General features: G+C 45.3%; 25 protein-coding genes and 1 pseudogene. 6 read left to right on the forward strand and 20 right to left on the reverse strand.

Annotation, left to right across the window (positions count from 1 at the left end; translation table 11 throughout):
- Window positions 1–7: 7 nt before the first annotated feature.
- The 17 genes from ACR0QN_RS06585 to ACR0QN_RS06665 all read right to left on the reverse strand — a co-directional run bounded on the left by ACR0QN_RS06585 (window position 8) and on the right by ACR0QN_RS06665 (window position 13,158).
- Entirely contained in the window at window positions 8–430 is a 423-nt protein-coding gene (locus ACR0QN_RS06585) for a GNAT family N-acetyltransferase (protein WP_432650404.1), read from the reverse strand.
- Complete coding sequence (locus ACR0QN_RS06590; RefSeq protein WP_432650405.1) at window positions 430–1,155, reverse strand: amino acid ABC transporter ATP-binding protein; 726 nt, start codon at window positions 1,153–1,155, stop codon at window positions 430–432. Before ACR0QN_RS06590 ends, ACR0QN_RS06585 begins: the two co-directional genes overlap by 1 nt.
- On the reverse strand, window positions 1,142–1,861 hold the full coding sequence (locus ACR0QN_RS06595; protein ID WP_432650429.1) for an amino acid ABC transporter permease: 720 nt from the start codon (window positions 1,859–1,861) through the stop codon (window positions 1,142–1,144). Before ACR0QN_RS06595 ends, ACR0QN_RS06590 begins: the two co-directional genes overlap by 14 nt.
- A gap of 49 nt (window positions 1,862–1,910) precedes the next feature.
- Window positions 1,911–2,693, reverse strand: a complete 783-nt coding sequence (locus ACR0QN_RS06600; RefSeq protein ID WP_432650406.1) for a transporter substrate-binding domain-containing protein — start codon at window positions 2,691–2,693, stop codon at window positions 1,911–1,913.
- 158 nt (window positions 2,694–2,851) lie between these two features.
- Complete coding sequence (locus ACR0QN_RS06605) at window positions 2,852–3,493, reverse strand: hypothetical protein (RefSeq protein ID WP_432650407.1); 642 nt, start codon at window positions 3,491–3,493, stop codon at window positions 2,852–2,854.
- 101 nt (window positions 3,494–3,594) lie between these two features.
- Window positions 3,595–4,062, reverse strand: a complete 468-nt coding sequence (locus ACR0QN_RS06610) for a hypothetical protein (RefSeq protein ID WP_432650408.1) — start codon at window positions 4,060–4,062, stop codon at window positions 3,595–3,597.
- Window positions 4,063–4,080: 18 nt separating this feature from the next.
- Window positions 4,081–5,766, reverse strand: a complete 1,686-nt coding sequence (ilvD, locus tag ACR0QN_RS06615) for a dihydroxy-acid dehydratase (protein WP_432650409.1) — start codon at window positions 5,764–5,766, stop codon at window positions 4,081–4,083.
- Window positions 5,767–5,787: 21 nt separating this feature from the next.
- Window positions 5,788–6,486, reverse strand: a complete 699-nt coding sequence (locus ACR0QN_RS06620) for a hypothetical protein (RefSeq protein ID WP_432650410.1) — start codon at window positions 6,484–6,486, stop codon at window positions 5,788–5,790.
- Window positions 6,440–7,393 (reverse strand): ROK family protein, encoded by a 954-nt coding sequence (locus tag ACR0QN_RS06625; RefSeq protein WP_432650411.1) that lies wholly within the window; start codon window positions 7,391–7,393, stop codon window positions 6,440–6,442. Before ACR0QN_RS06625 ends, ACR0QN_RS06620 begins: the two co-directional genes overlap by 47 nt.
- A 20-nt stretch (window positions 7,394–7,413) precedes the next feature.
- Window positions 7,414–8,802 carry an MATE family efflux transporter gene (locus ACR0QN_RS06630; RefSeq protein ID WP_432650412.1) on the reverse strand — a complete coding sequence of 463 codons (1,389 nt, stop codon included), beginning with the start codon at window positions 8,800–8,802 and terminating at the stop codon, window positions 7,414–7,416.
- A 28-nt stretch (window positions 8,803–8,830) separates the two neighbouring features.
- Window positions 8,831–9,793 carry a type I phosphomannose isomerase catalytic subunit gene (locus tag ACR0QN_RS06635; protein ID WP_432650413.1) on the reverse strand — a complete coding sequence of 321 codons (963 nt, stop codon included), beginning with the start codon at window positions 9,791–9,793 and terminating at the stop codon, window positions 8,831–8,833.
- A 192-nt stretch (window positions 9,794–9,985) separates the two neighbouring features.
- A complete protein-coding gene (locus tag ACR0QN_RS06640) occupies window positions 9,986–10,435 on the reverse strand; it encodes a GNAT family N-acetyltransferase (protein ID WP_432650414.1) in 450 nt (149 codons plus the stop codon).
- Between the two features lie 4 nt (window positions 10,436–10,439).
- A complete protein-coding gene (locus ACR0QN_RS06645) occupies window positions 10,440–11,195 on the reverse strand; it encodes a GNAT family N-acetyltransferase (RefSeq protein WP_432650415.1) in 756 nt (251 codons plus the stop codon).
- A 15-nt stretch (window positions 11,196–11,210) separates the two neighbouring features.
- Window positions 11,211–11,744, reverse strand: a complete 534-nt coding sequence (locus tag ACR0QN_RS06650) for a GNAT family N-acetyltransferase (RefSeq protein ID WP_432650416.1) — start codon at window positions 11,742–11,744, stop codon at window positions 11,211–11,213.
- Window positions 11,741–12,211 (reverse strand): ASCH domain-containing protein, encoded by a 471-nt coding sequence (locus ACR0QN_RS06655; RefSeq protein ID WP_432650417.1) that lies wholly within the window; start codon window positions 12,209–12,211, stop codon window positions 11,741–11,743. The genes ACR0QN_RS06650 and ACR0QN_RS06655 overlap by 4 nt, the downstream gene beginning before the upstream one ends.
- A gap of 3 nt (window positions 12,212–12,214) precedes the next feature.
- Window positions 12,215–12,577, reverse strand: coding sequence for a nuclear transport factor 2 family protein (locus ACR0QN_RS06660; RefSeq protein WP_432650418.1), 363 nt, complete (start codon window positions 12,575–12,577; stop codon window positions 12,215–12,217).
- Window positions 12,574–13,158, reverse strand: a complete 585-nt coding sequence (locus tag ACR0QN_RS06665) for a TetR/AcrR family transcriptional regulator (protein ID WP_432650419.1) — start codon at window positions 13,156–13,158, stop codon at window positions 12,574–12,576. The genes ACR0QN_RS06660 and ACR0QN_RS06665 overlap by 4 nt, the downstream gene beginning before the upstream one ends.
- Before the next feature lie 186 nt (window positions 13,159–13,344).
- On the opposite strand from ACR0QN_RS06665, the gene ACR0QN_RS06670 reads away from it, so the two are divergent.
- The 3 genes and pseudogenes from ACR0QN_RS06670 to ACR0QN_RS06680 form a co-directional block, all read left to right on the forward strand.
- Window positions 13,345–14,577, forward strand: a complete 1,233-nt coding sequence (locus ACR0QN_RS06670; protein ID WP_432650420.1) for an AI-2E family transporter — start codon at window positions 13,345–13,347, stop codon at window positions 14,575–14,577.
- A gap of 288 nt (window positions 14,578–14,865) precedes the next feature.
- Window positions 14,866–16,428: a recombinase family protein gene (locus tag ACR0QN_RS06675; protein WP_432650421.1), complete on the forward strand. Its 1,563-nt coding sequence runs from the start codon at window positions 14,866–14,868 to the stop codon at window positions 16,426–16,428.
- 35 nt (window positions 16,429–16,463) lie between these two features.
- A pseudogene (locus tag ACR0QN_RS06680) lies at window positions 16,464–16,661 on the forward strand (manganese catalase family protein); the annotation flags it as partial.
- Between the two features lie 81 nt (window positions 16,662–16,742).
- Here ACR0QN_RS06680 and htpG read toward each other — a convergent pair.
- Window positions 16,743–18,647 (reverse strand): molecular chaperone HtpG, encoded by a 1,905-nt coding sequence (gene htpG, locus ACR0QN_RS06685; protein WP_432650422.1) that lies wholly within the window; start codon window positions 18,645–18,647, stop codon window positions 16,743–16,745.
- Between the two features lie 283 nt (window positions 18,648–18,930).
- On the opposite strand from htpG, the gene ACR0QN_RS06690 reads away from it, so the two are divergent.
- Together ACR0QN_RS06690 and ACR0QN_RS06695 are read left to right on the forward strand one after the other, a co-directional pair.
- On the forward strand, window positions 18,931–19,248 hold the full coding sequence (locus ACR0QN_RS06690) for a DUF6442 family protein (protein WP_432650423.1): 318 nt from the start codon (window positions 18,931–18,933) through the stop codon (window positions 19,246–19,248).
- A gap of 8 nt (window positions 19,249–19,256) precedes the next feature.
- Window positions 19,257–19,466, forward strand: a complete 210-nt coding sequence (locus ACR0QN_RS06695; RefSeq protein ID WP_432650424.1) for a helix-turn-helix transcriptional regulator — start codon at window positions 19,257–19,259, stop codon at window positions 19,464–19,466.
- On the opposite strand, the gene ACR0QN_RS06700 is transcribed toward ACR0QN_RS06695, so the two are convergent.
- Entirely contained in the window at window positions 19,454–20,278 is an 825-nt protein-coding gene (locus tag ACR0QN_RS06700) for a helix-turn-helix domain-containing protein (protein ID WP_432650425.1), read from the reverse strand. The two genes, ACR0QN_RS06695 and ACR0QN_RS06700, sit on opposite strands and share 13 nt — an antisense overlap.
- A gap of 116 nt (window positions 20,279–20,394) precedes the next feature.
- On the opposite strand from ACR0QN_RS06700, the gene ACR0QN_RS06705 reads away from it, so the two are divergent.
- On the forward strand, window positions 20,395–22,131 hold the full coding sequence (locus tag ACR0QN_RS06705) for a glycoside hydrolase family 2 protein (protein WP_432650426.1): 1,737 nt from the start codon (window positions 20,395–20,397) through the stop codon (window positions 22,129–22,131).
- Between the two features lie 122 nt (window positions 22,132–22,253).
- On the opposite strand, the gene ACR0QN_RS06710 is transcribed toward ACR0QN_RS06705, so the two are convergent.
- Complete coding sequence (locus tag ACR0QN_RS06710) at window positions 22,254–24,185, reverse strand: methyl-accepting chemotaxis protein (protein ID WP_432650427.1); 1,932 nt, start codon at window positions 24,183–24,185, stop codon at window positions 22,254–22,256.
- Between the last annotated feature and the right edge of the window lie 312 nt (window positions 24,186–24,497).

Here is a 24,497-nt window from a genome sequence, read left to right on the forward strand (position 1 = left end):
CTGCCGTTTACAATTTTTTCCTCATAGCAATATGAGGACAGTATTCATCTAAATATTCCTCACCGAAAGGGGAGTAGCCAAGCTTTTCATAAAAACCCTTTGCCCTTACCTGAGCCGAAAGCTCCGTTTCGGTACCTCCAAGCTCACGAGCCTTGTTTTCAAGAGCCGTTACAATTTTTTCACCTAAGCCCATTCTGCGAAACGGCTTTAACACAGCTATCCTGCCGATAATAAATATATTTTCCTCAGACAGATACAGCCGTCCGCAGGCAGCGGGAATGTTGTCCTCCGCAAAAAGTACGGCGTGAAAAGCATAACCGTCTATATCGTCAAACTCGTTTTCAAAGCCCTGCTCGTCAATAAAGACAGCCTTTCGTATCTCCGCCGCCTCGGGTGCAGCTTCAAGCCCACGTGTAATACGTATACCCATTACAGCACCTTTGAAAGGAAATCCTTTAAACGGGGATTTTTAGGGTTGCCGAAAAACTCATCGGGAGCGCTCTGTTCAAGAATATTTCCGCCTTCCATAAACATTACCCTTGAAGCAACTTCCCTTGCAAATCCCATTTCATGAGTAACGACCACCATTGTCATACCTTCTTCGGCAAGCTCCTTCATAATGCTCAGGACTTCGCCCACCATTTCGGGGTCAAGCGCCGAGGTAGGCTCATCAAACAGCATAACATCGGGGTTCATAGCAAGAGAGCGTGCAATTGCGATGCGCTGCTTCTGACCGCCCGAAAGCTGCGAGGGATAATTTTCTGCCTTTTCAAGAAGTCCCACCATACGAAGCAGCTCCTCCGCTTTCACATTAGCCTCGTCCTTTGTCATAAGTCCGAGCTTAACGGGGGCAAGAGTGATGTTTCCACGAATGGTCAGATTTGGGAACAGATTAAAATGCTGAAACACCATTCCCATTTTTTGTCTCATGAGGTTTAGCTCTTTTTCCTTTGCGTGGGTAATGTCAACGCCGTTAAAGATTATCTTGCCAGAAGTAGGCTTCTCAAGGAGATTGAGACATCTTAAAAATGTGCTCTTGCCGGAACCCGAGGGACCTATCACAACCACCTTTTCGCCTTTGTCAATGGTCTCGGTAATTCCCTTGAGAATTTCGAGTTCCCCGAAGGACTTAGTCAGCTTTTCAACGCTTATCATTAGCCGCAAGCCTCCTTTCAAGACGGGTAACAAAGTGAGTGAGTATCATAACGATAACAAGATATATGAGCGCCACCGCAATAAGAGGCAGGAACGGCTCATATGTATTTGCACGGATAGTATCTCCTCCCTTTGTAAGGTCCTGCACGGCAATATAGCCTGCCACAGAAGTTTCCTTCAGCAGAACGATGAATTCGTTTGCAAGAGAGGGGAGAACGTTTTTGAACGCCTGAGGAAGAACGATGTAGCTCATAGTCTGGGAATAATTAAGTCCCAGAGCCGAGCCTGCCTCAAACTGTCCGTTATCCACCGCCATAATGCCCGAGCGGACTATCTCAGCAACATATGCGGCAGAGTTAAGCCCGAAAGCAAGTACAGCGGCAAATATCTTGTCCACCTGCACCGAAGCAAAGATAACAAAGTAGATTATAAGAAGCTGAACCACAACAGGCGTTCCACGAATAACCGTGAGATATATTTTAGCAAAGAAATTCAGCACTTTAAGTTTGCCTGTTTTGTCGTGGGTAGAGCGGACAATGGCGATAAGAAATCCTAATACCATTCCGAGAAGAACGGCAAAAACGGTAATTGTCAAAGTGTTTTTCAGACCATTGGTAAGGTATTTCCAGCGGTCGTCCTGAATAAATGTCTTATAGAATTTATCCGCAAATTCCGTAAAAATGTTTTCCAAATTATCACCCCTCATTTTAAGAAACGGCTGTCCGTAAAGCTGCGGACAGCCGTTTGAAATGATATTACTTTCTGACAATAATTACCTGAGTTGCTGTTGTGTAGGGATCGGTGAAGTTTACGTTCTCAAGTCTATCCTCGGTAACAGTCATACCTGCTGCGCCAACGTCAGCCTTGCCCGAGTCAACTGCTGCGATGATAGAGTCAAATGCCATATTTTCGATCTCAAGCTCCATACCGAGAATGTCGCATACGGCAGTCATCATATCAACGTCAAATCCTACAACGTTTTCTCCGCTCATTGACTCATAGGGAGGAAACTCGGCATTTGTAGCCATAATGAGCTTGCCGCCGCTTCTGTCAACGCCCTCGGGAGAGGTGTAAGGAGTTTTACCTGCGTCCTCGCCTATCCAGTTAGCCTTGATAGAGTCAAGAGTGCCGTCAGCCTTGAGCTGAGCAAGAGCACCGTTGATTTTCTCGGTAAGTTCGTCATTGCCCTTTTTAACGGCAATTGCATATTCCTCAACGGCGAAAGTCTCGTCAAGGATCGTAAGGTCGCTGTTGTTCTGAACATAGACCTTAGCAGGCTCAGCGTCGATAAGAACAGCGTCGACTTTGCCCTGCTTTAATGCCTGAACAGCGTCAGCGCCCTTGTTAAAGCGCTCGACCTTGTCGGTAACATCGGTAGCGTAAGCGTCACCTGTTGTGCCGAGCTGAACACCGATGACCTTGCCGTTTAAATCGTCAAGGGAGAAAACAGTGTTCTCGGGAACGCTTCCGCAGCCTGCAAAAATTGCTGCGGAAAGTGCGGCAGCAGCCACGGATGCGATTATTTTAGATAATTTCATTACTGATCCGTCCTTTCAAAGGTAATTGATTACAAACCAATAAGTATTATAATACAAAACCCTGATAAATTCAAGTGATAATAATGTTATTTTACATTTTACTAAAAAAATATATACTATCCCGGGAGCAAAAGCGCTTTCGGGATAGTATAATTCGCTTATTTTTCGGTTGGGGACGCATTTTCTTCATTACTGCTCTCGGCATCCGGAGCATCTGCGGATTCAAATGTCTCGGGGATAAATTCGTCAGTAAGATGGAGATCTTCCTGCTCCTCCTCGGGAGGTTCGGGAGGGAATACTCCGTTTTTGAGCTGCTCGAGTGTGTTCTTGGCATTATCGGTGAGCCTGTCCTCGTATGGTTCAAAGGAGGCAAAAAAGGCTTTCCATTTTTTTTCAAGGTTGGGGTCTGTTGTCTCGGCGCTGTTCTGTGGAGCGATTTTTCTCCACTCACGGCTTATGAGGGACATAATGAATTTATCAAGCCGTTCCTCGATCATTTCCTTGTATTCGGAGGGCGTGGGGTGACGGAAGCGGTGAAGATCCTCGATCTTGATAAGCTCGTCAATATTTTTCATTACAGCGTCATATTTTTTGAAAAGCAGACCGATGTTTGTGACCTTGTTAATGCTTGAAATATTCTCATTTATGACTTTGAGATACTTGCTTATGTAAATTTTTGTCATTTTTTCAAGAAATTCCTCGGACACCTGAAGCTTTTTCTCATCTATTTCAAGAATGATGTTCTGGAGCTGGATCTGCTTGTTCCTGCGCTGTTTTTTTTCGTTATCGAATAAACTCATAGCACCATATCCTTTGCCTGTTAAATTTTAATTAACCTTTTATTATTATAACACAAAAAAACACAAAATGCAAGAGCTTTTTGCGTATAAAATGCCGAACGTCAGAAAACGTTCGGCTCGGTGCTGATAATTATCCATTTGCCGCCCGAAAAGCTCATAGCAATGGAAACGCCGTCATAGGATACGCTGCTTCCGCTGCAATAAAAGTCTATATCGGCGGTGCATATCCATTCCGTAAGACTGCCGTTCATTTTATGCTCGGTTATCCTGACATTGGCGCTGAGGTTATCGGTCTGTTCAAGCTCGGAAAATTCGGGAAGTCCACGCAGACCGCTTTGGCAGGCGGCTTTGAAATCGCTTTCGCTGCCGCCTGCATAAACGTCGTCGGAGGGGACTGTTTTCACATATTCCTTGAAATTAGCCGAAGCTATGGCGGCGCAGTATTTTTCCGCAGCCGTATTCTGACCGCCTATGAATTTCGTGACGGCAAGAACTGCAATAAGGATAAGTATTACAAATGCGGTAAGCGCTTTGCCCGCCTTTTTTGCGCCGCTTTCGGTTTTGCTCATAATAAAATTCTCCGATAATTATTCGTTCTTGAGGACTGCGCCCTGTGCGCCGGAGGTAACAAGGGAAGCGTATCTTTTGAGGTAGCCGCTCAGTTCCTTCTTCTTAGGTGTAAATTCAGCCATTCTGCGTTCAAGCTCTGCGTCGTCAATGTTAAGCTGAATCTTGTAGTTGGGGATATCAATGGTAATGCTGTCGCCGTCCTTAACAACGCCGATAACGCCGCCAACAGCCGCTTCGGGAGATACGTGACCGATAGAAGCGCCTCTTGAAGCGCCGCTGAAACGTCCGTCGGTGATAAGTGCAACAGATGTACCCAGACCCATTCCCTGAATTGCGGAGGTAGGATTGAGCATTTCTCTCATACCGGGGCCGCCCTTTGGACCTTCATATCTGATAACAACAACGTCGCCTGCCTCGATCTTGCCGCCGAGGATAGCTGCCTGAGCGTCTTCTTCGCAGTCGAATACCTTTGCAGGACCGGTATGTGTGAGCATTTCGGGAACAACAGCAGAGCGCTTTACAACGCAGCCGTCCTGTGCCAGATTTCCTCTGAGAACTGCAATTCCGCCTGTTTCGCTGTAGGGATTTTCAATAGGACGGATAATATCGTGATCCTTGTTTATGCAGCCCTTGATGTTTTCGCCTACAGTCTTGCCTGTTACGGTGATAAGGTCGGTGTAAAGGAGACCCTTCTTGTCAAGCTCGTTCATTACAGCGTAAATTCCGCCTGCTTCGTTCAGCTGCTCCATATATGCGTGACCTGCGGGAGCAAGGTGGCAGAGGTTGGGGGTTTTTGCGCTTATCTCGTTTGCGATGTCAAGGTTGATGTCAATGCCGCATTCGTGAGCGATAGCAGGAATGTGGAGCATTGTGTTTGTGGAGCAGCCGAGAGCCATATCAACGGTGAGAGCATTCATAAATGCCTTTTCAGTCATAATGTCTCTGGGACGGATATTTCTTCTGTACATCTCCATTACCTGCATACCTGCGTGCTTGGCGAGACGAATTCTCTCGGAGTAAACGGCAGGGATAGTGCCGTTGCCCTTCAGACCCATTCCGATAGCTTCTGTAAGGCAGTTCATAGAGTTAGCGGTGTACATTCCCGAGCAGCTTCCGCAGGTGGGACAAGCCTTGTTTTCATATTCTTCAAACTCTTCTTCGGATATCTTGCCTGCGGTGTAAGCGCCTACAGCCTCGAACATACTTGAAAGTGAAGTTTTGCTGCCCTGAACGTGACCTGCAAGCATAGGACCGCCGGAAACGAATACAGTGGGTACGTTAACTCTTGCGGCAGCCATAAGAAGACCGGGAACGTTCTTGTCGCAGTTTGGTATCATAACGAGAGCGTCAAAATGATGAGCAAGAGCCATACATTCGGTGGAGTCGGCGATAAGGTCACGTGTAACAAGGGAGTATTTCATACCCTGATGACCCATTGCGATACCGTCGCATACAGCGATAGCAGGGAATACTACGGGAGTTCCGCCTGCCATAGCAACGCCCATCTTAACAGCCTCGACCAGCTTGTCGATGTTCATATGACCGGGAACTATCTCGTTATATGAGGATACGATACCGACTAAGGGCTTCTTCATTTCCTCCTCTGTCATACCGAGAGCGTTGAAGAGTGAGCGCTGAGGAGCCATTTCGGCGCCTTCACAGAAAAAGTTTCCACAGTCTGTGCATTTTTCGTTACAAGACATTTTATATTACCTCTTTTTCATTTAAATATTTGTTTCCTTATATGTAGCCGCAGCCTTATCAACGGCAGCAATAAGCTTTTTTTCAAGAGCAGTCTCCGAAAGCTTCGGGTCATACTGAACGCAGAGCATTTCGTGTTCTCTTGCGGTGTTCTTTGCAAATGCGTAGGCATAATATTTTTTATCATATTCCTTAAAGCTTGCGCTGAAAAGGAAGTATGGACTGTCACACGTTGTCACGGTGATGTTTGTTACGGCTTCTCCCTTTTCAAAGCTTTCCGCAGCGTTATGTATAATTTTGCCGGGACCTATTGCAATTATGGGCAGAGAGCCGTCATACTCAGTGTAATCATTGCTGCTTAAAGGCTCATACTGATAGGAGGGAATGAATTCGCAGTGACTGCTGAATTCAATAAAATCACCCGACAGCTGAAAGGAATATTTCTTGTTGCCGTTGTCGCCATTAACGGTAAAATCAGGCTTCGGAGGAATATTGGCAGTTGCGAGAAGGTCGGAAGGCGCATTGCTGTTTTGATTTGCGGAGGGGGCAGAATGATTCTGAGCGGCAGCTGCCTGTTCATTTAAAAACGTGTTCACCGTTTTTCCCACAGTTTCGGTAAGCCTGTCAAGCTCTCCGCTGTTGACAAAGCTTTTTATCTTGTCAAATAATCCCATATCAACTCTCCAGACCGAGGAATGCCGCACCGATAATGCCTGCGTCATTTCCGAGCTTTGCAATAACTATCTCGGTATTCTGCGAGAGCATACGAGTGTAAACTTCCTTCTTAACAAGCTCCTTGACGGGAAGAAGCAGGGGGTCGCCCTCATTGCAAACGCCGCCGCCTATGCAGAGAATGTCGGGCTGGAAGATGTTTATAGCGTTTGTAATTCCTGCCGCAAGGTACTTGCAGTATTTGTTTACCACCTCTGTACCTGCCTTGTCGCCCTCTCTCATAGCCATAAATGCGTGACGGGCAGAGAATTTGCCTTCGGTATCAAAATACTTGTTGAGAACGGAGGACTTGTCAGCCTCGGCAGCCTCCTTTGTCATACGGATAAGACCCGTAGCGGAGGAGAATACCTCAAAGCAGCCCTTTCTTCCGCAGGTACACTGAGGGCCGTCCACTTCAATGACCATATGACCAAGCTCCGCACCTGCAAGGTTAGAGCCTGTAAGAATCTTTCCGTCAACAATGATACCTGCGCCCACGCCTGTGCCGAGAGTAATGCAGACAGCGTTCTTTGCGCCCTTTGCAGCGCCTGCCACAAACTCGCCGTATGCAGCGGCATTTGCGTCATTTGCCACATAAACGGGCTTATTGATATGTGCCTGAATGTACTTTCTCACGGGCACATCGTGGAAGTCAAGATTATTTGAATAGGGGATAGTGCCGTTTACATTGTCGGCGATACCCGGAGTGCCCACGCCTATCCATTCGATATCATCAACGGAAATTCCTGCCTGCTTACATACCTCAATGGACACCTTTGCCATATCGTCGCAGATATCCTTTGCGGGACGGGGGCAGAGAGTTTTTGTAGAAGCCTTTGCGATTATCTCAAACTTCTCGTTAACAACTCCCGCCTTGATATTCGTTCCGCCAAGGTCTATGCCGATATAATACTTCATTTCTATCAACCTTTCGTAAATTATTCCGAAGCCACGATATTTCGCAGCCAGACGCCTTTTTTGATAAGTATAAATCCGATAGTCACCTTTATTATGTCAACAAGCTGGCATAAAAAATACACCGCAAGAATGTCAAGATCTGTAAAATGAATAAGGAGCAGGGCTGTAGGGATCGTAATCGCCCACACGTAAACGCTGTCGAAAAGAAACGTGATGAACGTTCTTCCGCCCGAACGCAGAGTAAAATATGCTGCGTGCATAAACGCTGCCATAGGCATAAACATTCCCGATATGGTTATTATTTTTCCCGCAAGCGCCCTTATTGCGTCTGTGGTGTTGTAAAACATCGGAAAAACACCCGAGAGAACTGCCATCAGCCCGCCTGTGACCGTTCCTGCCAGAACGGTGAAAATAATGAGCCTTGTGTCCGTTTCTCTTGCTTTTTTCATATCTCCCGAGCCAAGTATCTGTCCCACGATAATGCCCACCGAGTTCCCGAGAGCGATGAAAATCACCGCAAAGAGGTTGAAAATGGTGGAAGAGATATTTGTGGCAGCGACTACGTCAACACCACGCATAGAGTAACAGCGGTTCAGAGTTGCCATTCCCGATGACCACAGACACTCGTTTACTGCAAGGGGAAGTCCGCTTATGACAATTTTTTTGATAAGTTCGGGCGGTACGGCAAGAGTGCGGAATGCTCCTTTTATAAATTCATTCTTATCAGCATTTCTGTGAGTCCATATCACAACTCCCGCACATTCGGCAAAACGTGCGATGACAGTTGCAAGAGCCGCACCTTTAACTCCCATACGAGGCAGTCCTAAATTGCCGAAGATAAGCGCCCAGTCCAGCATCAGATTTATAAGCACCGCCGCAAGTCCTGCAAACATCGGCGGAAATGTGTGATTTGTTTCACGGAGAGTCGAGGCGTACACCTGAGTTACGGTAAATGGAATAAGCCCCACCAGCATTATCCTCAGATAATCCTGCCCTGAGGAGAGGATAAGGGCTTTGTTGCCGTTTTCACCGTTTCCCGTAAGGTATGAGGAGATAAGGTCTGTGCCGAAAAATAAGAGTATAGCTGCTCCCACAGCAAGCACGGTTATTCCCGTAGCTGCCTTGAATCGGAAGGTGTCTCTTATTCCTTTGGTATTTCCCTGTCCGAAAAACTGCGCCCCGAAAATTCCCGACCCGGAAAGCGAGCCGAAAATCGTCAGATTAAACACAAAGAGAAGCTGATTTACTATCGCCGTTCCCGACATCTGTTCAGTTCCGAGCTGTCCCACCATAATGTTGTCAAGGAGAGCCACAAGGTTTGTGATGCCGTTTTGTATCATTATGGGAACGGCGATAAGAAGAACCTTTTTGTAAAAGCCTGCGTCACCCAATAAACGTCTGCCTGTCATAGAAATTCACCGTTTGAATATCAAAATATCAGTCGATATGTGTCATTACCGCAGAGCATTTGCCTGTAAGCTCAAATTTGCCCAGACCTGCGGGAACGAAAAGGCTGTCTCCTTTTACAAGCTCTGCAGCAGAGCTGTTTGCAGCTGAGAATACGCAGCCGCCCTCGGTCACAAGAATATGCACGAAGCTTTTGCTGTCAGCCTCAAGGGAAGCGTGTGTGTCTATCTCAAGAGCGTCAACGGTAAAATACTCGCAGGAGGCAAGGCGTTTTTCTCTCCAGCCGTCTTTCCGGACGGGTGCTGTAACGGGATAAGGCTTTGCGGGGCAGAGGTTTGTAACATCAACAGCCTTGTCGATATGAAGCTGTCTGGGCTTGCCGTCTGCGCCAACTCTGCCGTAGTCGTAAATTCTGTAGGTGGTATTGGAATTCTGCTGTATCTCGGCGATAAGGATGCCCTTGCCGATAGCGTGGAGAGTGCCTGCCTGAATGAAGAACACATCACCCTTTTTAACGGGAACTGCGTTTGTCACCTCAAGAAGAGTGTTGTTTTCGATCCTCTCCCTGAATTCCTCCTTGGATATCTCGTGCTTGAAGCCGTAGAGCAGAGTTGCACCCTCGTCGCAGTCAACTATGTACCACATCTCAGTCTTGCCGTACTCGCCCTCAACACGCATTGCGTAGTCGTTGTCGGGGTGGACCTGAACGGAAAGGTTGTCCTTTGCGTCGATAAGCTTGATAAGGATAGGGAAGTTCTCAAACTTATCGCAGTTTGTTCCGAGAACCTGCTTGCCGTTCTTTTCAATGTACTCCGCAAGGGTAAGACCTGCAAACTCGCCATCTGCAACAATGGAATTACCGTCCTTATGGCAGGAAAGCTCCCAGCTTTCGGCGATCTTTTCAAAATCGCAGTCCTTTCCGAAATCGTCTCTGAGACGTGTGCCTCCCCAGAGATAGTCCTTGAACGCAGGCTTCAGCTTGATAGGTTCCATAGTTTTTTACTCCTTTATTTCCATAGATTATCGGCTTCCCGAAAGGGATGACCGCAGCATTTATACTGATACATTTATTATATTACCACATTCTCCTTGATTTGTCAATCGTGAATGATTTTTTTTGCCTATATCATAGTGCAGACACAAAACAGACCCATCCCACGAAATTTATGTGGACGGGTCTGATATTTATTTATAAATATGCCTGTAAAGCTTTGCGATCGCTCCGTTGTCCTCGCAGACATTGCAGAAATGCTCCCAGCCGTATCTTTCGTAAAATCCGTTGTGGGAGGTCACAAGATAAAGCACGTCTATGCCCTTGCTGTGCATATCCTTGCAGACAAATTCAAGCAGATATCCCGCAATGCCCCTGCACCGATGGGTGCTTTCCACATAAACGGCGCAGACATTAGGGGCGAGGTCTTTTCTGTCGTGAAAATCGTTTTCTATCACGCCCATTCCCGCAATTATCTTACCCTGTTCCTCAATGACATACCATTCGGGAACAGCGCTTTTATTCTTGATGCATTTCTCCATACTTTCAATATATGCTTCCTTTGGTATGCCCCATTTTTGGTGGAACCACTCTGCGGCATCGGCTGTTTTCTCGGGGTGATCTCTGAGTAATGTGACTTCCATAATATTATCCTTTCACCTTATCTGCGATGGACAGGAATTTTTTCTCCGACAGTATTTCGTGAGTAATGAATTTACCGTTATAAAATAGTGCGGAGACCGTCCACGCAGACGGAGCGTTCTGTGCTTTTTCACAGCTGTCTATGAGAATGCTTTTAAAGGGTATACTGTTTTCTGCGGCTGCAGCTTCTATGATGGGCACGTATTTGGCGTTAAAGGGACATTGATTGCTGTAATAAAGTGCAAATCCCTCCCCGGCAGCATTAGGGGCTTTTACGCTTTCACCGAATTTCGGCGGCTCTGCATTTTTCTCAAAGGGGAGATACATAAGCGTAAAATAAGGCTCGGCGGTGTCGCATACGGTAAAGCCTTTTTTTGCAAGGAACTTAGGGTCGGACAGAAATGACAGCTTCTTTTCCGAGGATATGACGCACAGCCCCTTTCTGCCTTTTTCACGGCTGTCTTTTATGCACATATCCAGCAGCTCGCTGCCGTACCCCTTGCCCGAGAGCTGACCCGATACCCAGAAGCAGTCAATGAACATATACCCGGGCGCTTTGACAGGCACCCAGGCATTTTCGGCAGGGATATACTCAATAAAGCATTTTCCACGTGCGTCCGCTTTTAAGAATACAAGTCCCTCGTCAAAGCGGTCATTAAGCCACGCTTTTTTGGAAGCGACCTGAATATCCTTGTTGTTTGAAATAGCACAGCAGATGTGTTCCTTTGAAAGATTGTCTTTTGTGAGTTTAATGTAGTCCATAGCCATATTCTCCCTTTATAATCTGTATTCCAGCTGACAGTCGCAGGGTTCCTTTTCAACGTGAGCGGGGCTGTATTCCTCGGCTTCCGTGCAGCCCATCGCCCTGTAAAAGCACTGGCTCTCCACCGAGGAATGAGCTGATATGTAAAGCTTTTCCGCACCCTTTTCCTTTGCCCATTCGCATATGAGCCGAAAAAGCTTTTTGCCGATTCCGATGCCCCGAAGTTCCTCTGTCACGTGAATGCAGGAAAGTTCAAGATACTGCCCCCTGCTGCCGAAAAATGTATTCTCCGCCGAGGCAAGCCCCGCAAGCTTTGAGCCGTCAAAAGCGCCTATGACCACTCCGCCTGTTTGAACGGTATTTTTAAGACATTTTACAAGAATTTCAAATTCCTTCTCGCCCCAGTCCTCCACAAAGGGATTGTCTATGATTACCCATTCGCCGTCTATTTTTCTGTGGCATTTTGTTACCACCTGATGCCTGTGAAAATCGGAAAATAAATCAATATTTATCATTTCGCCCGTTAGCCTGATGAAGTCTGTATTCATTCTTCTCCGTCCTTTCTGTAAACCACTTTAAACTCCTGAAATATCACAGGCATATCCTCGGAAAATTCATAACCAAGCTCCTTGCCCTCCTCGGTGAAAAAATCCCTATGACCTTCCTGCCAGGACTGTAAATTGTCGTCCTCGCCCTCACGGCTGCATATGTCGAAGGTGATATCCTTAAATGGGATAATGTTCACATCGGTAGTCTCTATAACGCACGCAGGTTCACCGTTCCAGTCCGTGACAATGCTCATCTCTCCCTTTTGCGGAACCTTGTCTCCCTCAAGCTCATATCCCCACAAACTGCTTGAAGTCGCCTTTTTCTTGCCCTCAAGTACAAGTCGCAGAAGTTCATTTGCCCAGTATTCCGTCAGCTCAAAATGAAAGCATTCGGAATATCTGAGCGACCGGTCTCTGCCCGTGTCTTTCAGAAATTCCTGCCAGAATTTTTCTGCTTTTTCATTCATACGTCAGACCTCCAATATCCTTGAATCCATATTAAAAACCAGCTGCCATTTTCCGCCCTGCTTTTTCCAGACAGAAGCCACGTGAAATACTCCTGCCAGATCGGCGCTTTCGGGACTGTCGGCGCAGGTCTTTACGATGTAATGCACCGACGCAAGACCGTCGTTTTCGGCGGTGACCTCAAAGTCTGTTATTTCAAATCCCGATATTCCGAAGTCCTTTATCAGCTCCCCGTATTCCGCTCCCGAGCAGCGGTATCCGCCGCATACCATTACCGCCTCGGGAGAAACAAGCTTCAGAAAATCCTTGCTGTTTCCCGACATTGCACTATTCCACATCTGTGTTTCAAGCTCATAAAATCTGCTCATACACATTTCCTTTCTTTTTTGGCTGCCGCCTTTATTCCCTCGATAAGCACGTCAAGAGATACCTCAAAGCTTTCGTCAATGTCCGCAGGATGTCCGAAAGCGCCGTTGTTCACAAGCAGAGCAAAGCCTTCAAGGAAGCCTCTCAGAGTTCGTATCAGATGCTCTGCCCTTTCCCGTGAAATGCCCATTTCCTCCATTACCTTGTACACACGGGAAAACAGTCCCGAGGTAGCTTCCATTGAGCCTTCATCGGCGTACTTGTTGTACCAGAGCATTGCGCTGAAAATGCCTTTGTTTTCTGAGGCATATCCGTAAAACGCCCTGCACATCGCCCTTATGGCCTCAAAATCATTTTTCCCCTCTGCGGCTCGGAGAATCTTTTCCTGCGCCTGTTTCCAGCCATAGAGCATTATCTCACGTTTAAGCTCCTCAAGTCCCGAAATGTGGTTATAAAGAGAGGGTGAGCGTATTTCCAGACTGTCCGCAAGCTCCTTCAGGGTAACATTATCCAGCCCTTTTTCATTTGCAAGAGCCGCTGCACGCTCAATGACCGCATTTTTATCAAGACCTTTTTTTGCCAAATCTATCATCTCCGGAAATATTTTATAAACATTATAACTAATATGATTAGTTTTGTCAATAGACGCAGCAAATTTTTTTAGCGCTATTTTTGCAAAATATACCGAATTACTGTTTACAACCGGATCTATTTGTAGTATAATAATATTAAATTCATTTATAGTCCTGAAGTTGAAAGGAACCCGATTATGAAGATCGACTGGAACAGCAAATATACCACCATTTCAGCTTACACCGTAATAACCTTTGCGATATGCCTTGCATTGGTGCTTGTGGTCGTATGCTTTTCGTCAATTATGGGAGCGTTCGGCGCAGCGATAAATACATTATCTTCATTTGTATGGGGATTTGTGATAGCTTTTCTGTTAAATCCCGTTATGCTTGCCTCAGAGCGGCTTATGAAAAAGCTGCTGGAGAAAAAAAAGCCCCACCCGAAGCTTTGCAGATTTATAAGCACGATAATAGCCATAATTTTCGGTATTGCCGTAATAGCAGCTTTGATAGCCATTATCGTTCCTCAGGTGCTTGAAAGCATTATGACAATATTCAGCAATGCTCAGAATTATATCAATAACATTTATGACTGGATAAACACCACTTTAGCCGAATATCCCGATATTGCCACATATCTGAACAGCCAGCTGGACAGCATTGAAAAAACGGTACTGACTGCTGTAAACAGCCTTATACCTAAGGTGGGTGACTGGGCTCTCAAGCTTAAAGACGGTGCTGTTGGATTTGCAGTAGGACTTAAAGATTTCGTTATCGGATTTATCGTTGCGGTCTATCTTCTCCTTGATAAGGAAAAGTTCCTTGCCCAGGGGAAAAAAATCATTGTTGCGCTGTTCCCCGAAAAGGTTGCTTATGAGATCAGAAGAATTTGCACAAAGATAAACAAATCTCTGAACGGCTTTATTACGGGCAAGATACTTGATTCTTTCATCATCGGAATGTTATGCTTTATTCTGATGAACATTTTCAAGATGGAGTTCCCCGTTCTTATCAGTACCATTATCGGAATTACCAATATTATCCCGTTTTTCGGACCATTTATCGGAGCGATACCCTCGGCGCTTCTGCTGCTTATTTCCGAGCCGTCTCAAACAATACCTTTTATTGTGATGATATTTGCACTACAGCAGTTCGACGGAAATATCCTTGGTCCTCATATCCTCGGCGACTCAACGGGACTTCCCGCATTCTGGGTAATGTTTGCCATATTCCTGGGCGGCGGACTGTTCGGATTTGCCGGAATGATATTGGGAGTCCCTATATTTGCAGTTATATATGCGCTTGCTCAGGAGCTTATAGAATCGCTTCTGAAGAAAAAAGGTCTTCCTTCCGAAACGGACGCATATCTTCCTGAAACGGAGCCAATAGAAAAACAAAGTAAATTCTCGAAACATAAAAAGAATGCCTGATTTTTCATTTGAAACTGACCGTGCTTTGTGCGGTCAGTTTTTGTATTCTGACAGATGAATAATGCCTGTGTATAACGCATATTTTTGACAGGGGAGGCGATATTCTGAATGAGGTCATAAACCGTTTCAAGACTGATAATTTTCAGAAAACGTTCAGCGAGTTATGGGCAAAATACATAACCTTAATGGAAAAGCTGTCGTCTGTAAAATAAAAATATGTTAAACAGCGGCTGTCGGTGTAATATTACGGTGACAGTCGTTTTCATTTTATACGGGAGGGAACAGCAGGTGGACAAAGCGGCAATTTACTGCAGACTGTCGGAAGAGGACAGAAATAAAGTCTGCGAAAGGGACGACAGCGAAAGCATAAAAAATCAGAAGGCAATGCTCACCCAATATGCCAACGAGCATTTATGGGAGATATACGATATATACAGCGACGATGACTATACGGGAAGCGACAGGAGCCGTCCGTCCTTTAATCGTCTGCTTAAAGACGCCGAGGAGGGTAAATTCAACATTGTGCTCTGCAAGACACAAAGCAGGTTTACAAGAGAGCTTGAAATGGTGGAAAAATATATTCACAATCTTTTTCCATTATGGGGGATAAGATTTGTAAGCGTGGTGGACAATGCCGATACGTCGGTGCGTGGAAATAAGAAATCAAGGCAGATAAACGGACTGATAAACGAGTGGTATCTTGAGGATATGAGCGAAAACATAAAGGCGGTGCTTACAAACCGCAGAAAAAACGGACTGTTTATCGGTGCTTTTGCTCCATATGGGTATAAAAAAGACCCCGAAAGAAAGGGACATCTGATAATAGACCCGGAGGCTGCGGCAGTTGTCAGGGATATATTTGAAATGTATTTAAGCGGTGCGGGGCGGACGGCGATAGCACGTTATCTTAATGAAAGAGGAGTGCTGTCTCCTGCAGGCTACAAGCGGGCTAACGGGGAAAAATACAGAAATAATTCCGAAATCGAAGAATCAAAATGGCACGATTGGACGATTGCAGCAATACTGAAAAATGAGGTCTATATCGGAAATCTGATACAAAACAAGTCTCACAGTATTTCATATAAATCCAAAATAAAAAAGCCTGTCCCGAAATGTGAATGGATAAGAGCCGAGGGGACTCACGAGCCGATAATCGACAAAGAAATATTCAAGGCGGCGCAGAACATATCCGCAGGCAAATTTAAGAGCGCTGTCACCGACAAGAATGTGGTCAGTGTTTTTTCGGGAAAGATATTCTGCGGCAAATGCGCCTCAGCACTCAGGACATCGGTCTGCAATCATAAGCGTTATCTGAGGTGCGGCGGAAAGATATGCGACCGAAGCAGCTGTGAGGGTACTTATGTGCTTTATGACCGCATATATAACGAGGTGCTGTCTCAGATAAGAAAGCTTACCTGTGAGTTTTCGGACATTGGAATTATCAAAGAGCATACCGTTTTCCCCGACGCTTTGGAAACCAATTTGAAAAGTGTGGAAAAAAGCCTTGAAACGGTCAGGCAGCAGATAAAAGAAACACGGGACTGTATCAAGAAGCTTTATCGTGACAAGATAAAAAGTGAGCTCACTTCTGAGATGTTCACCGAACTTATGAACGAATTTGCGGCTGACGAGGCAAACCAAGCAGCTACGCTCAATGAACTTGAAAGCAAAAAGAACATTATCGAAAATGATATCCTGAACAGACAGGATAATTCGGAAGTGATAAAAAAATATCTGGAATGTGACAGACTGACATATCAAATGGTTCGTATCTTTATTGACAAAATAGTGGTTCACAAGGATACGGGAAGATCAAGGAAATTTACGCTTGAGATATTCTGGAATTTCTGATTTGTCTGTGAGAATTATGTTGCTTTTTACAAGCGGCAGCAGAGCAGAAGGCACGCACAACTTATGACAATATCCTGCGCTTTGCCGACGACCCCGATGTAAGGGATCCTATCAAGTTCCTCAGACAGAGGGAGATCGTGCATTTTCAGAGGTTTGGCGAAGCCCTCCGCATAACCCAGGATAATCTCAATTCCAGAAACTTCTACGCCTTTAATCCCGAATTTGATAAATAGCGTTTTTATAAAGCGTTAAAAAGACATAAGAAAAACGTGTCCGGCACGCATATGTGTGCACCGGACACGTTTTTTTATATTTTACTGAGCCATTAAGCTGCAGATCTTGTTTGAAAATTCAACGGGGTCTTCTATCTGCATACCCTCAATAAGGAGAGCCTGATCGTAGAGAATGGAAGCGTAGTCCTTGAATTTGTCCTTGTCGCTCTCGAACAGCTTCTGCATTGCGGCAAATATCTTGTGATTGGGATTGATCTCAAGCACCTTTTCGGAGGTGACCTTCTGGTTTTGAGGATTCTGATTGAGTATCTTTTCCATTTCAAGAGATATCTGTCCGAAGCTTGAAATGCATACGGGGTGGGATTTCAGCTTGTCGGAAATGCGGCACTCCTTTACCTTTCCGCCCAGAGACTCGGTAATGAGAGCAAGCATATCCTTGTTATCCTCGGACAGCTTCTTTGTCTCTTCCTTCTGCTCCTCGCTGTCAATGCCGAGATCCCCTTCGGAAACATTTCTGAACTCCTTCTCGCCGTGTCTCATAAGCACCTTGATGGCAAATTCGTCCACATTATCTGTAAAATAAAGTATCTCGTAGCCCTTGTCACGCAGCAGTTCGGTCTGAGGAAGTGCCTCGATCTTGCTTACGCTGTCGCCTGCAGCATAGTAAATATACTTCTGATCTTCCTTCATTCTGGAAACATACTCGTCAAGAGTTACAAGCTTCTTTTCTGCGGAAGATGTGAAGAGCAGCAGATCCTCAACAGCGTCCTTGTCTCTGCCATAGTTGTCATAAACACCGAATTTAAGCTGAACGCCGAAGGATTTCCAGAATTTCTCGTAATTCTCACGATCGTTGTTCAGCATTTTCTTGAGCTCGCTCTTAATGGACTTTTCAATGGACTTTGCAATGAGCTTGAGCTGGTGATCGTGCTGGAGCATTTCTCTTGAAATGTTAAGAGAGAGGTCGGCGGAGTCAACAAGTCCTCTTACAAATGAGAAATAATCGGGGAGAAGGTCTGCACATTTATCCATAATGAGAACGCCGCTTGAATAAAGCTGAAGACCCTTTTCGTAATCCTTTGAATAGAAATTGTAGGGTGCCTGAGAAGGGATAAAGAGGAGGGAATCATAGGTAGTTGCACCCTCCACCTTGGAGTGAATATACTTGAGAGGGTCGGCGTAATCGTAGAATTTCTCCTTGTAGAAATTGTTGTAATCCTCGGGTTTAAGTTCGTTCTTGTTCTTTCTCCAGAGAGGAACCATACTGTTGAGAGTTTCGTTCTCAATGTACTTCTCGTATGCCTCGTCGGAATAATCGTCCTCCTTGGCGTCTTCCTTTCTGCGGGATTTTTCCACGTCCATCTTGATGGGGAAGCGGATATAGTCGGAATATTTCTTTACAAGCTCTTTGATGCGGAAGTCGCTGAGATATTCGCTGTACTTCTCGTTTTCGGTGTCGTCCTTGAGTGTAAGACGTATCTCTGTGCCTACGGTTTCCTTGTCGTCTTCTTCAATGGTGTAGCCGTCGACACCGCAGGAAGTCCATACATATGCCTTATCGGAGCCGTATGCCTTTGAACGTACTCTTACTTCCTTTGCGACCATAAATGCGGAATAGAAGCCTACACCGAACTGACCGATAATATCAACGTCCTCGCTCTTTTCGTTCTCGTTCTTGAACTTGAAGGAGCCGCTGTTTGCGATGATACCCAGGTTATTTTCCAGCTCGTCGGCAGTCATACCGATACCGTTATCGGTAATGGTAAGGGTGCCTGCGTCCTTGTCGGCAATGATGTTTATCGCAAAATCGGATTTGTTCATTCCCACCTGATCATCGGTGAGAGACTTGAAATAAAGCTTGTCGATAGCGTCGCTGGCGTTTGAGATAAGCTCTCGGAGGAATATTTCCTTGTGAGTGTAGATCGAGTTGATCATCATATCCAGGAGCCTTTTGGACTCGGCTTTGAACTGTTTGGTTTCTGCCATTGTAATGCACTTCCTTAAAAATTATATATAGTGATTAGCACTTTACGGTTGCAAGTGTTAGCACTCACTCTTATTGAGTGCTAAATTTATTATAGCTCACCCGTATATAAAAATCAAGAGGGACTTGCATATTTTTACAATTTGTTAATATATTTTCTGCTTTTATATCCAAAATAAAAAAAGCCAAGAAAACTTTGCAAAAGCACTTGACAAGTGTACTTGGCAGTACTATAATGTAATTGCAAAGTAAACTTGGCAATTATTATTTTGGGAGGAAAATATAATGAACAAGGAAGAAATTCTTGAAAAGAGCCGAAGGGAAAACGGTCAAAAAGACCCATACGAAATGGAAATTAACCTGAAAGCCTCGCAGATAGGTACAATGTGTGCTCTGATACTCTGCTTTGTTCTGTTTGTTGTACAGATATTAGCGGGCGGGGGAATGAATTACGGATTGTGGGGTGTTATAATGGCAGCTTGCGGAGCTGCAAATTTGTATGCAGGAATAAGGCTTAAGAACAAAAACCGTATTGCTTTGGGAATATGCTATCTTCTGCTGGGACTGTTAGCCGCTGCAGTTTCTATCTGCAATATGTTCTGAGGTGAAAAATGGAAAACAGTCTTGTCTTAAAAAACAGATTAAAGGAAATACGGAGCGAGCAGGGGCTTTCCCAAAGCAAGCTTGCGGAAATGGTGGGCGTTTCAAGAAACACCATAAGCTCCATCGAAACTGGACAATTCTGCCCCACAGCCAAGCTTGCCCTTATCCTCTGTATTGCCCTTGATAAAAAATTCGAGGATATATTTTATTTTGAATGACAGCTATTTATTTGCCTTCCAAACTGCTTCGGAGAGCTTCCCGTCTGAGCCGTAAATGCCTTGTAAAAATTGGAGTAGGTGGAAAATCCACAGCTTTCGCATACCTCCTGAGGGGAAATACCTTTTTCAAGCAGCTCCTTTGCCAGATTTACCTTTTTCATCAAAATATACTGATGAACGGTGGTTTTGGTATGCTCCTTGAATTTGTGGGAAAGGTAATATTTGGAAACGAAAAACTTGTCGGAAAGCTCTTCCAGCGAGGGTGCGTTCACAACGTTCCTGTTGATGTAGGAAATGACCTGACGGATAAGGTCCTCCTGTTCCTCCTCCGCTCTCGGAGTACTTCTCAGCTTTCGGAGAATGGCTTCGTATATAAGGGTAATGCAGCTTTCGGCAATAAATCCGGCAAGAGGTTCGGGAGAGATAAAGCTTTCAAGCAGCTTGTCAAACAGCCCCGTCAGCCCCCTCAGCTCATTGCCTTCAAATGAGGTAAGTCGTGTGTTCTTTTCCTCGGTCATTCGAATTATTTCGTTAGTAAAGCAGCCTATGCCCTTATTTGCCGAGACATAACGGCTGCTTATCCACAGCACATAGCGTTCATAGACCTGATCTCCGTCAATTACGGGGCGGTGGAGCTTTCCCGGGGGGATTATCAGCACATCTCCTTTCGATAAAGCATAGCTCTCGTTTTCAATGTAGTATTTTACATTGCCGTCCATAAAAAAGTAGATCTCATAAAAATCGTGGCTGTGAAAATATATGGGCTTAGTGTAATTTTCCTTGTTATGGGATATTCGGAAATTATCATTCATACATATTATCATACAGCAACTTTTAAAATATTTCAAGAGCATATAGGCAAATTCTGATATTTTATTTTGAAAAAATATATGGTAAAATTAAAATATCGAAAGGAGCGTATCGTCCTATGGAATACTATGAAAAGGAATATTTTGAAAAGCTTGTAACCGCAGACTCAATGATATTTGACAGGTTCAGAAAAAAGGAGTCCCTTAACGGTCATTGGCACTATGCGGTAGATCAGTATGACACATTTATCAGACAAAAATGGTTTGAGGAAAATTATTATGACGGCGGGGGAAATACCCTGCCTGTGGACTTTTCCTTTGACGAATGGGAACTTATGACCCTTCCTTGCTGCTGGAACACTGCGGATAAAATGTATATGCTCTACGAGGGCAGTATGATTTTCACAAGAAAGTTCCTGTACGCAAAGCAGAATGACGATGAGCGTATGATACTGAAAATAGGTGCGGCAAATTATCTGTGCAGAGTGTTTATCAACAAAAAATATGTGGGTATGCACCGAGGCGGTTCAACTCCCTGCTACTTTGATATAACCGATTTCCTTGAGCACGATAACCGCATCATCATTCAGGCGGACAGCGCAAGAAGGAACGAACAGGTGCCCCCCTCGAATACCGACTGGTTCAACTACGGCGGAATATATCGTAATATCGAGCTTATCCGTGTGCCGAAGGTACATATCAAGGATTTCAAGATAGCTCTTGAACCTGACAGCGGCTTTAAGAAAATACGTGCCTGTGTTACCATGTCCGAAGCGGTGAACGAAACGGCGGTACTCACCATAGACGAGCTTCACATTTCCGAGAAAATAGCAGTGGAAAACGGAGAAGGCGAGCTTATATTTGAAGCCGCTCCCCAGCTGTGGTCGCCCGATGACCCGAAGCTGTATGATGTCTCACTTTCCTGCCTTACCGATACGGTGCGAGACAGAGTGGGCTTCAGAGAGATACGCAGGTCGGGAATGGATATTCTTCTCAACGGCAAGCCTATATTCCTCAAAGGAATAAGCTGTCACGAGGACAGCGTGTCAAACGGAAAGGCGCTTACCGACGAGGAACGCATTGAAAATATCCGTGCGGCAAAGGAGCTGGGCTGTAATTTTATGCGTGTGGCGCATTATCCCCACAGCGAGAGAATGGCGCAGCTTGCAGACGAGCTTGGACTGCTTCTCTGGGAAGAGATACCCGTTTACTGGGAGGTGCATTTCTGGTCGGAGGACACCTACAGCGACGCTGAAAATCAGCTTACAGAGCTTATTACACGTGATTTCAACCGTGCAAGTGTGATAATATGGTCGGTGGGCAACGAAAATTCCGACACGGACGACAGGCTTAAATTTATGGGCAGTCTTGCGGAATGCGCTCATAAAAACGATCCCACAAGGCTTGTTTCCGCAGCCTGCCTTGTTAATTTTCAGAAGAACGCTATCGAGGACAGGCTTGAGCAGTATCTCGATATTATCGGCGTGAACGAATACTGCGGCTGGTACACAGCAGACCTGAGAATGCTGCCCGAGCTTTTCAAAAACAGCGATCCGCAAAAGCCTGTTATCATTACCGAGTTCGGCGCAGACGCATACCCGGGACTGAGAGGAACTATTACCGACAAGGGCACTGAGGACTGTCAGGCATACGTATATGAAAAACAGATAGAGAATATCCGCAAAATACCATACATCAAGGGTATGACTCCCTGGATACTTCACGATTTCCGCTGCCCCAGAAGAACGTCCGTAAATCAGCGGTACTACAATACAAAGGGACTGCTTTCGGCAGATAAGAAGCACAAAAAAGCGGCATTTTATGTTCTCAGGGATTTTTATAATTCCATAAAATGATATGCTGAAAATACGTATGATCTCAGTAAAAAATCGGAGCGGCAGGCATATCCCTTCCGCTCCGATTATTTTGTTTTTATTATACACATTCCTTCCAGCTTTGGACCATTCGGGAATGTCTTTTATGCCCTGAGCTTTGAGATCTGTTTTTTTAGCTCCTTGGACATACTGCTGAGAGTTTCGCAGGAGGCTGCCGATTCTTCTGCGGTGGCGGAGTTCATCTGAACCACACCCGATATCTGATCTATGCCCGAGGTCACCTGATGAACGGCTTCGGACTGTGTGGCGGATGCCTGAGAAATACGGGTAATAAGCTCGTTTGTCTGTTCAGCAAAGCTCTTTACGGCTTTCATAGAGTCGGCAGTAGCTTCTGCAATGCGTGAGCCGTTTTCCACAGCGGTAACGGTGGCGGAAATGAGGTCTCTGGTGCTCTGAGCCGCTTCCGAACTTTTTGCCGCAAGGTTTCTTACTTCGTCCGCTACGACTGCAAATCCCTTTCCGGCGTCTCCTGCACGGGCTGCTTCTACAGCAGCGTTAAGGGCAAGGATATTCGTCTGGAATGCAATATCTTCAATGGTGCTTATGATCTTGCCAATTTCCTGTGACTGGTACTGGATATCGTTCATAGCGGAGATCATATTCTTTATCTCCTCGTCCTGGACGGATATCTTTTCTGCGGTACGGAGAGACAGCTCGTTTGCGGTGCTTGCGTTGCCTGCAGTATTTGTTATCTGAGAGGATATATCGCTTATGGAGGAGGACAGCTGCTCGATAGCCGCCGCCTGAGTGGTGGTGCCGTTCGCAAGGCTCTGGGAGCCGCTTTCCATCTGCTCCGCACCGCTCATTACCTCGTCTGCGGAGAGAATGATGTTCTGGATTATTCCGTGAAGATTTTGGTTTATCTGCTTGAATGACTCATTTATCTTTACGAAATCGCCCATATATTCAACAGAGGGGGAGTGGGTAAAATCACCGTTTGCCATTGAAGAAAGCACGTCTGAAATATCGGTGATATAAGTGCTCAGAGCGTTCTTTGTCTGCTCAAGCCTTCGGGCGAAAAGTCCCATTTCATCATTGCTGAATTCAAAGCTGCTGTCGGGTGCGCTGAGATCTCCACGGCTCATATTTTCGGCAATATTATTTACCTCGATAATGGGCTTTTCGATCATTTTCCTGATTATCATTAAAAGGATAACCGAAGATACGATCATAACCACAATGCCGATGATTATAACGATTATCAGCATATTTCTGAAAAGTGCATTTGCGCTTGCTGCGGAAAGTCCTGCAAAATATGCACCCACAAGCTGACCGTTCATATCATACATCGGCTGATAGATAACATAATGCTCCTGACCGACTATTTCGGCCTTGCCACGGTATTCCCCGGCATTGTCTATAACAGTTTCTTTTACTGCGTCCGACATATCCGTGCCAACAATTCTGCTGCCGTTTTCATCAATAATGGTGGTGGCATATCGTGTGGAACCTGCAAAAAGTGTGACTTCCGTTTCGGACTGCTCCTTAACGCTGTCTATGTATGTTGTTTCCGCAAGGTCAAGGCCAACTATCATTGCGCCTACAATGGTGCTGTTGTTGTACTTTACCGGAGCAACATATTCAAGCGCAAGAGCAATGCCGCAGTCTGCGTCAATACCGCTTTTAACATTTCCTGCAAGTGCTTCCGAAACATCAAATGAGGTCACATTACAGCCTTCGGACTGCCAGATGACATTTCCTTCCGTATCGGTGAGGATAACGAAATCGTGTTCGGTTTCCTTAACGGCCTCCCAGGCGTTTTCAAGGGTTCTTGTATTGCCTGAAAGAGCAGCTGCGGAAGCTCCCTGATTTATGTCGTCCGCTGCTCTGCCCAGACGTTCCTCCTCTACGGAAATGGAATTTTCAAGCAGATGTATTCCTATAACTGCGTGTTCGGTCATAAGCTCGTCTGTCTGTCTGCCTGCCATAACAAGTGCTGTGGCAATTATCACCACGGTAAGGGTAAGCAGCATACAGATCACAGATGCGATTATCTTTCTGGTGATTTTTGACATTAGTAAAGTCTCCTTTATACTGTTGTAGTTAAACGACACTTTTTATGAATTAACTTTAGTCGTATTTTACTATATTTTTACACAAATGTCAATAGATTATTGGAAAAGCGTCCGCTTTTTTATGTAGGATTACAATAGATACGTGACAAAAGTTCATAAAAAAGAGTAGCAGAAATGAAAGAACCTGTGTTACAGTTAAGTTGCGATCAAAAAAGCAACAGGAGGTTCAACAAATCCGCTATGAATACTGTAACACAAATTACCCGTCGCCGTCAAGTGATAATTGAATATTCTTAAAAAAAAGGAGTAACC

It is taken from the genome of Huintestinicola sp. (genome assembly GCF_050874005.1).
Taxonomy (GTDB): Bacteria; Bacillota; Clostridia; order Oscillospirales; family Ruminococcaceae; genus Huintestinicola.

Coding starts and splice junctions, on each gene's coding strand:
- ACR0QN_RS06585 (WP_432650404.1), bottom strand. CDS start 430: ATGGGTATACGTATTACACGTGGGCTTGAAGCTGCACCCGAGGCGGCG.
- ACR0QN_RS06590 (WP_432650405.1), bottom strand. CDS start 1,155: ATGATAAGCGTTGAAAAGCTGACTAAGTCCTTCGGGGAACTCGAAATT.
- ACR0QN_RS06595 (WP_432650429.1), bottom strand. CDS start 1,861: ATGAGGGGTGATAATTTGGAAAACATTTTTACGGAATTTGCGGATAAA.
- ACR0QN_RS06600 (WP_432650406.1), bottom strand. CDS start 2,693: ATGAAATTATCTAAAATAATCGCATCCGTGGCTGCTGCCGCACTTTCC.
- ACR0QN_RS06605 (WP_432650407.1), bottom strand. CDS start 3,493: ATGAGTTTATTCGATAACGAAAAAAAACAGCGCAGGAACAAGCAGATC.
- ACR0QN_RS06610 (WP_432650408.1), bottom strand. CDS start 4,062: ATGAGCAAAACCGAAAGCGGCGCAAAAAAGGCGGGCAAAGCGCTTACC.
- ilvD (WP_432650409.1), bottom strand. CDS start 5,766: ATGTCTTGTAACGAAAAATGCACAGACTGTGGAAACTTTTTCTGTGAA.
- ACR0QN_RS06620 (WP_432650410.1), bottom strand. CDS start 6,486: ATGACGCAGGCATTATCGGTGCGGCATTCCTCGGTCTGGAGAGTTGAT.
- ACR0QN_RS06625 (WP_432650411.1), bottom strand. CDS start 7,393: ATGAAGTATTATATCGGCATAGACCTTGGCGGAACGAATATCAAGGCG.
- ACR0QN_RS06630 (WP_432650412.1), bottom strand. CDS start 8,802: ATGACAGGCAGACGTTTATTGGGTGACGCAGGCTTTTACAAAAAGGTT.
- ACR0QN_RS06635 (WP_432650413.1), bottom strand. CDS start 9,793: ATGGAACCTATCAAGCTGAAGCCTGCGTTCAAGGACTATCTCTGGGGA.
- ACR0QN_RS06640 (WP_432650414.1), bottom strand. CDS start 10,435: ATGGAAGTCACATTACTCAGAGATCACCCCGAGAAAACAGCCGATGCC.
- ACR0QN_RS06645 (WP_432650415.1), bottom strand. CDS start 11,195: ATGGACTACATTAAACTCACAAAAGACAATCTTTCAAAGGAACACATC.
- ACR0QN_RS06650 (WP_432650416.1), bottom strand. CDS start 11,744: ATGAATACAGACTTCATCAGGCTAACGGGCGAAATGATAAATATTGAT.
- ACR0QN_RS06655 (WP_432650417.1), bottom strand. CDS start 12,211: ATGAATGAAAAAGCAGAAAAATTCTGGCAGGAATTTCTGAAAGACACG.
- ACR0QN_RS06660 (WP_432650418.1), bottom strand. CDS start 12,577: ATGAGCAGATTTTATGAGCTTGAAACACAGATGTGGAATAGTGCAATG.
- ACR0QN_RS06670 (WP_432650420.1), top strand. CDS start 13,345: ATGAAGATCGACTGGAACAGCAAATATACCACCATTTCAGCTTACACC.
- htpG (WP_432650422.1), bottom strand. CDS start 18,647: ATGGCAGAAACCAAACAGTTCAAAGCCGAGTCCAAAAGGCTCCTGGAT.
- ACR0QN_RS06690 (WP_432650423.1), top strand. CDS start 18,931: ATGAACAAGGAAGAAATTCTTGAAAAGAGCCGAAGGGAAAACGGTCAA.
- ACR0QN_RS06695 (WP_432650424.1), top strand. CDS start 19,257: ATGGAAAACAGTCTTGTCTTAAAAAACAGATTAAAGGAAATACGGAGC.
- ACR0QN_RS06700 (WP_432650425.1), bottom strand. CDS start 20,278: ATGAATGATAATTTCCGAATATCCCATAACAAGGAAAATTACACTAAG.
- ACR0QN_RS06705 (WP_432650426.1), top strand. CDS start 20,395: ATGGAATACTATGAAAAGGAATATTTTGAAAAGCTTGTAACCGCAGAC.
- ACR0QN_RS06710 (WP_432650427.1), bottom strand. CDS start 24,185: ATGTCAAAAATCACCAGAAAGATAATCGCATCTGTGATCTGTATGCTG.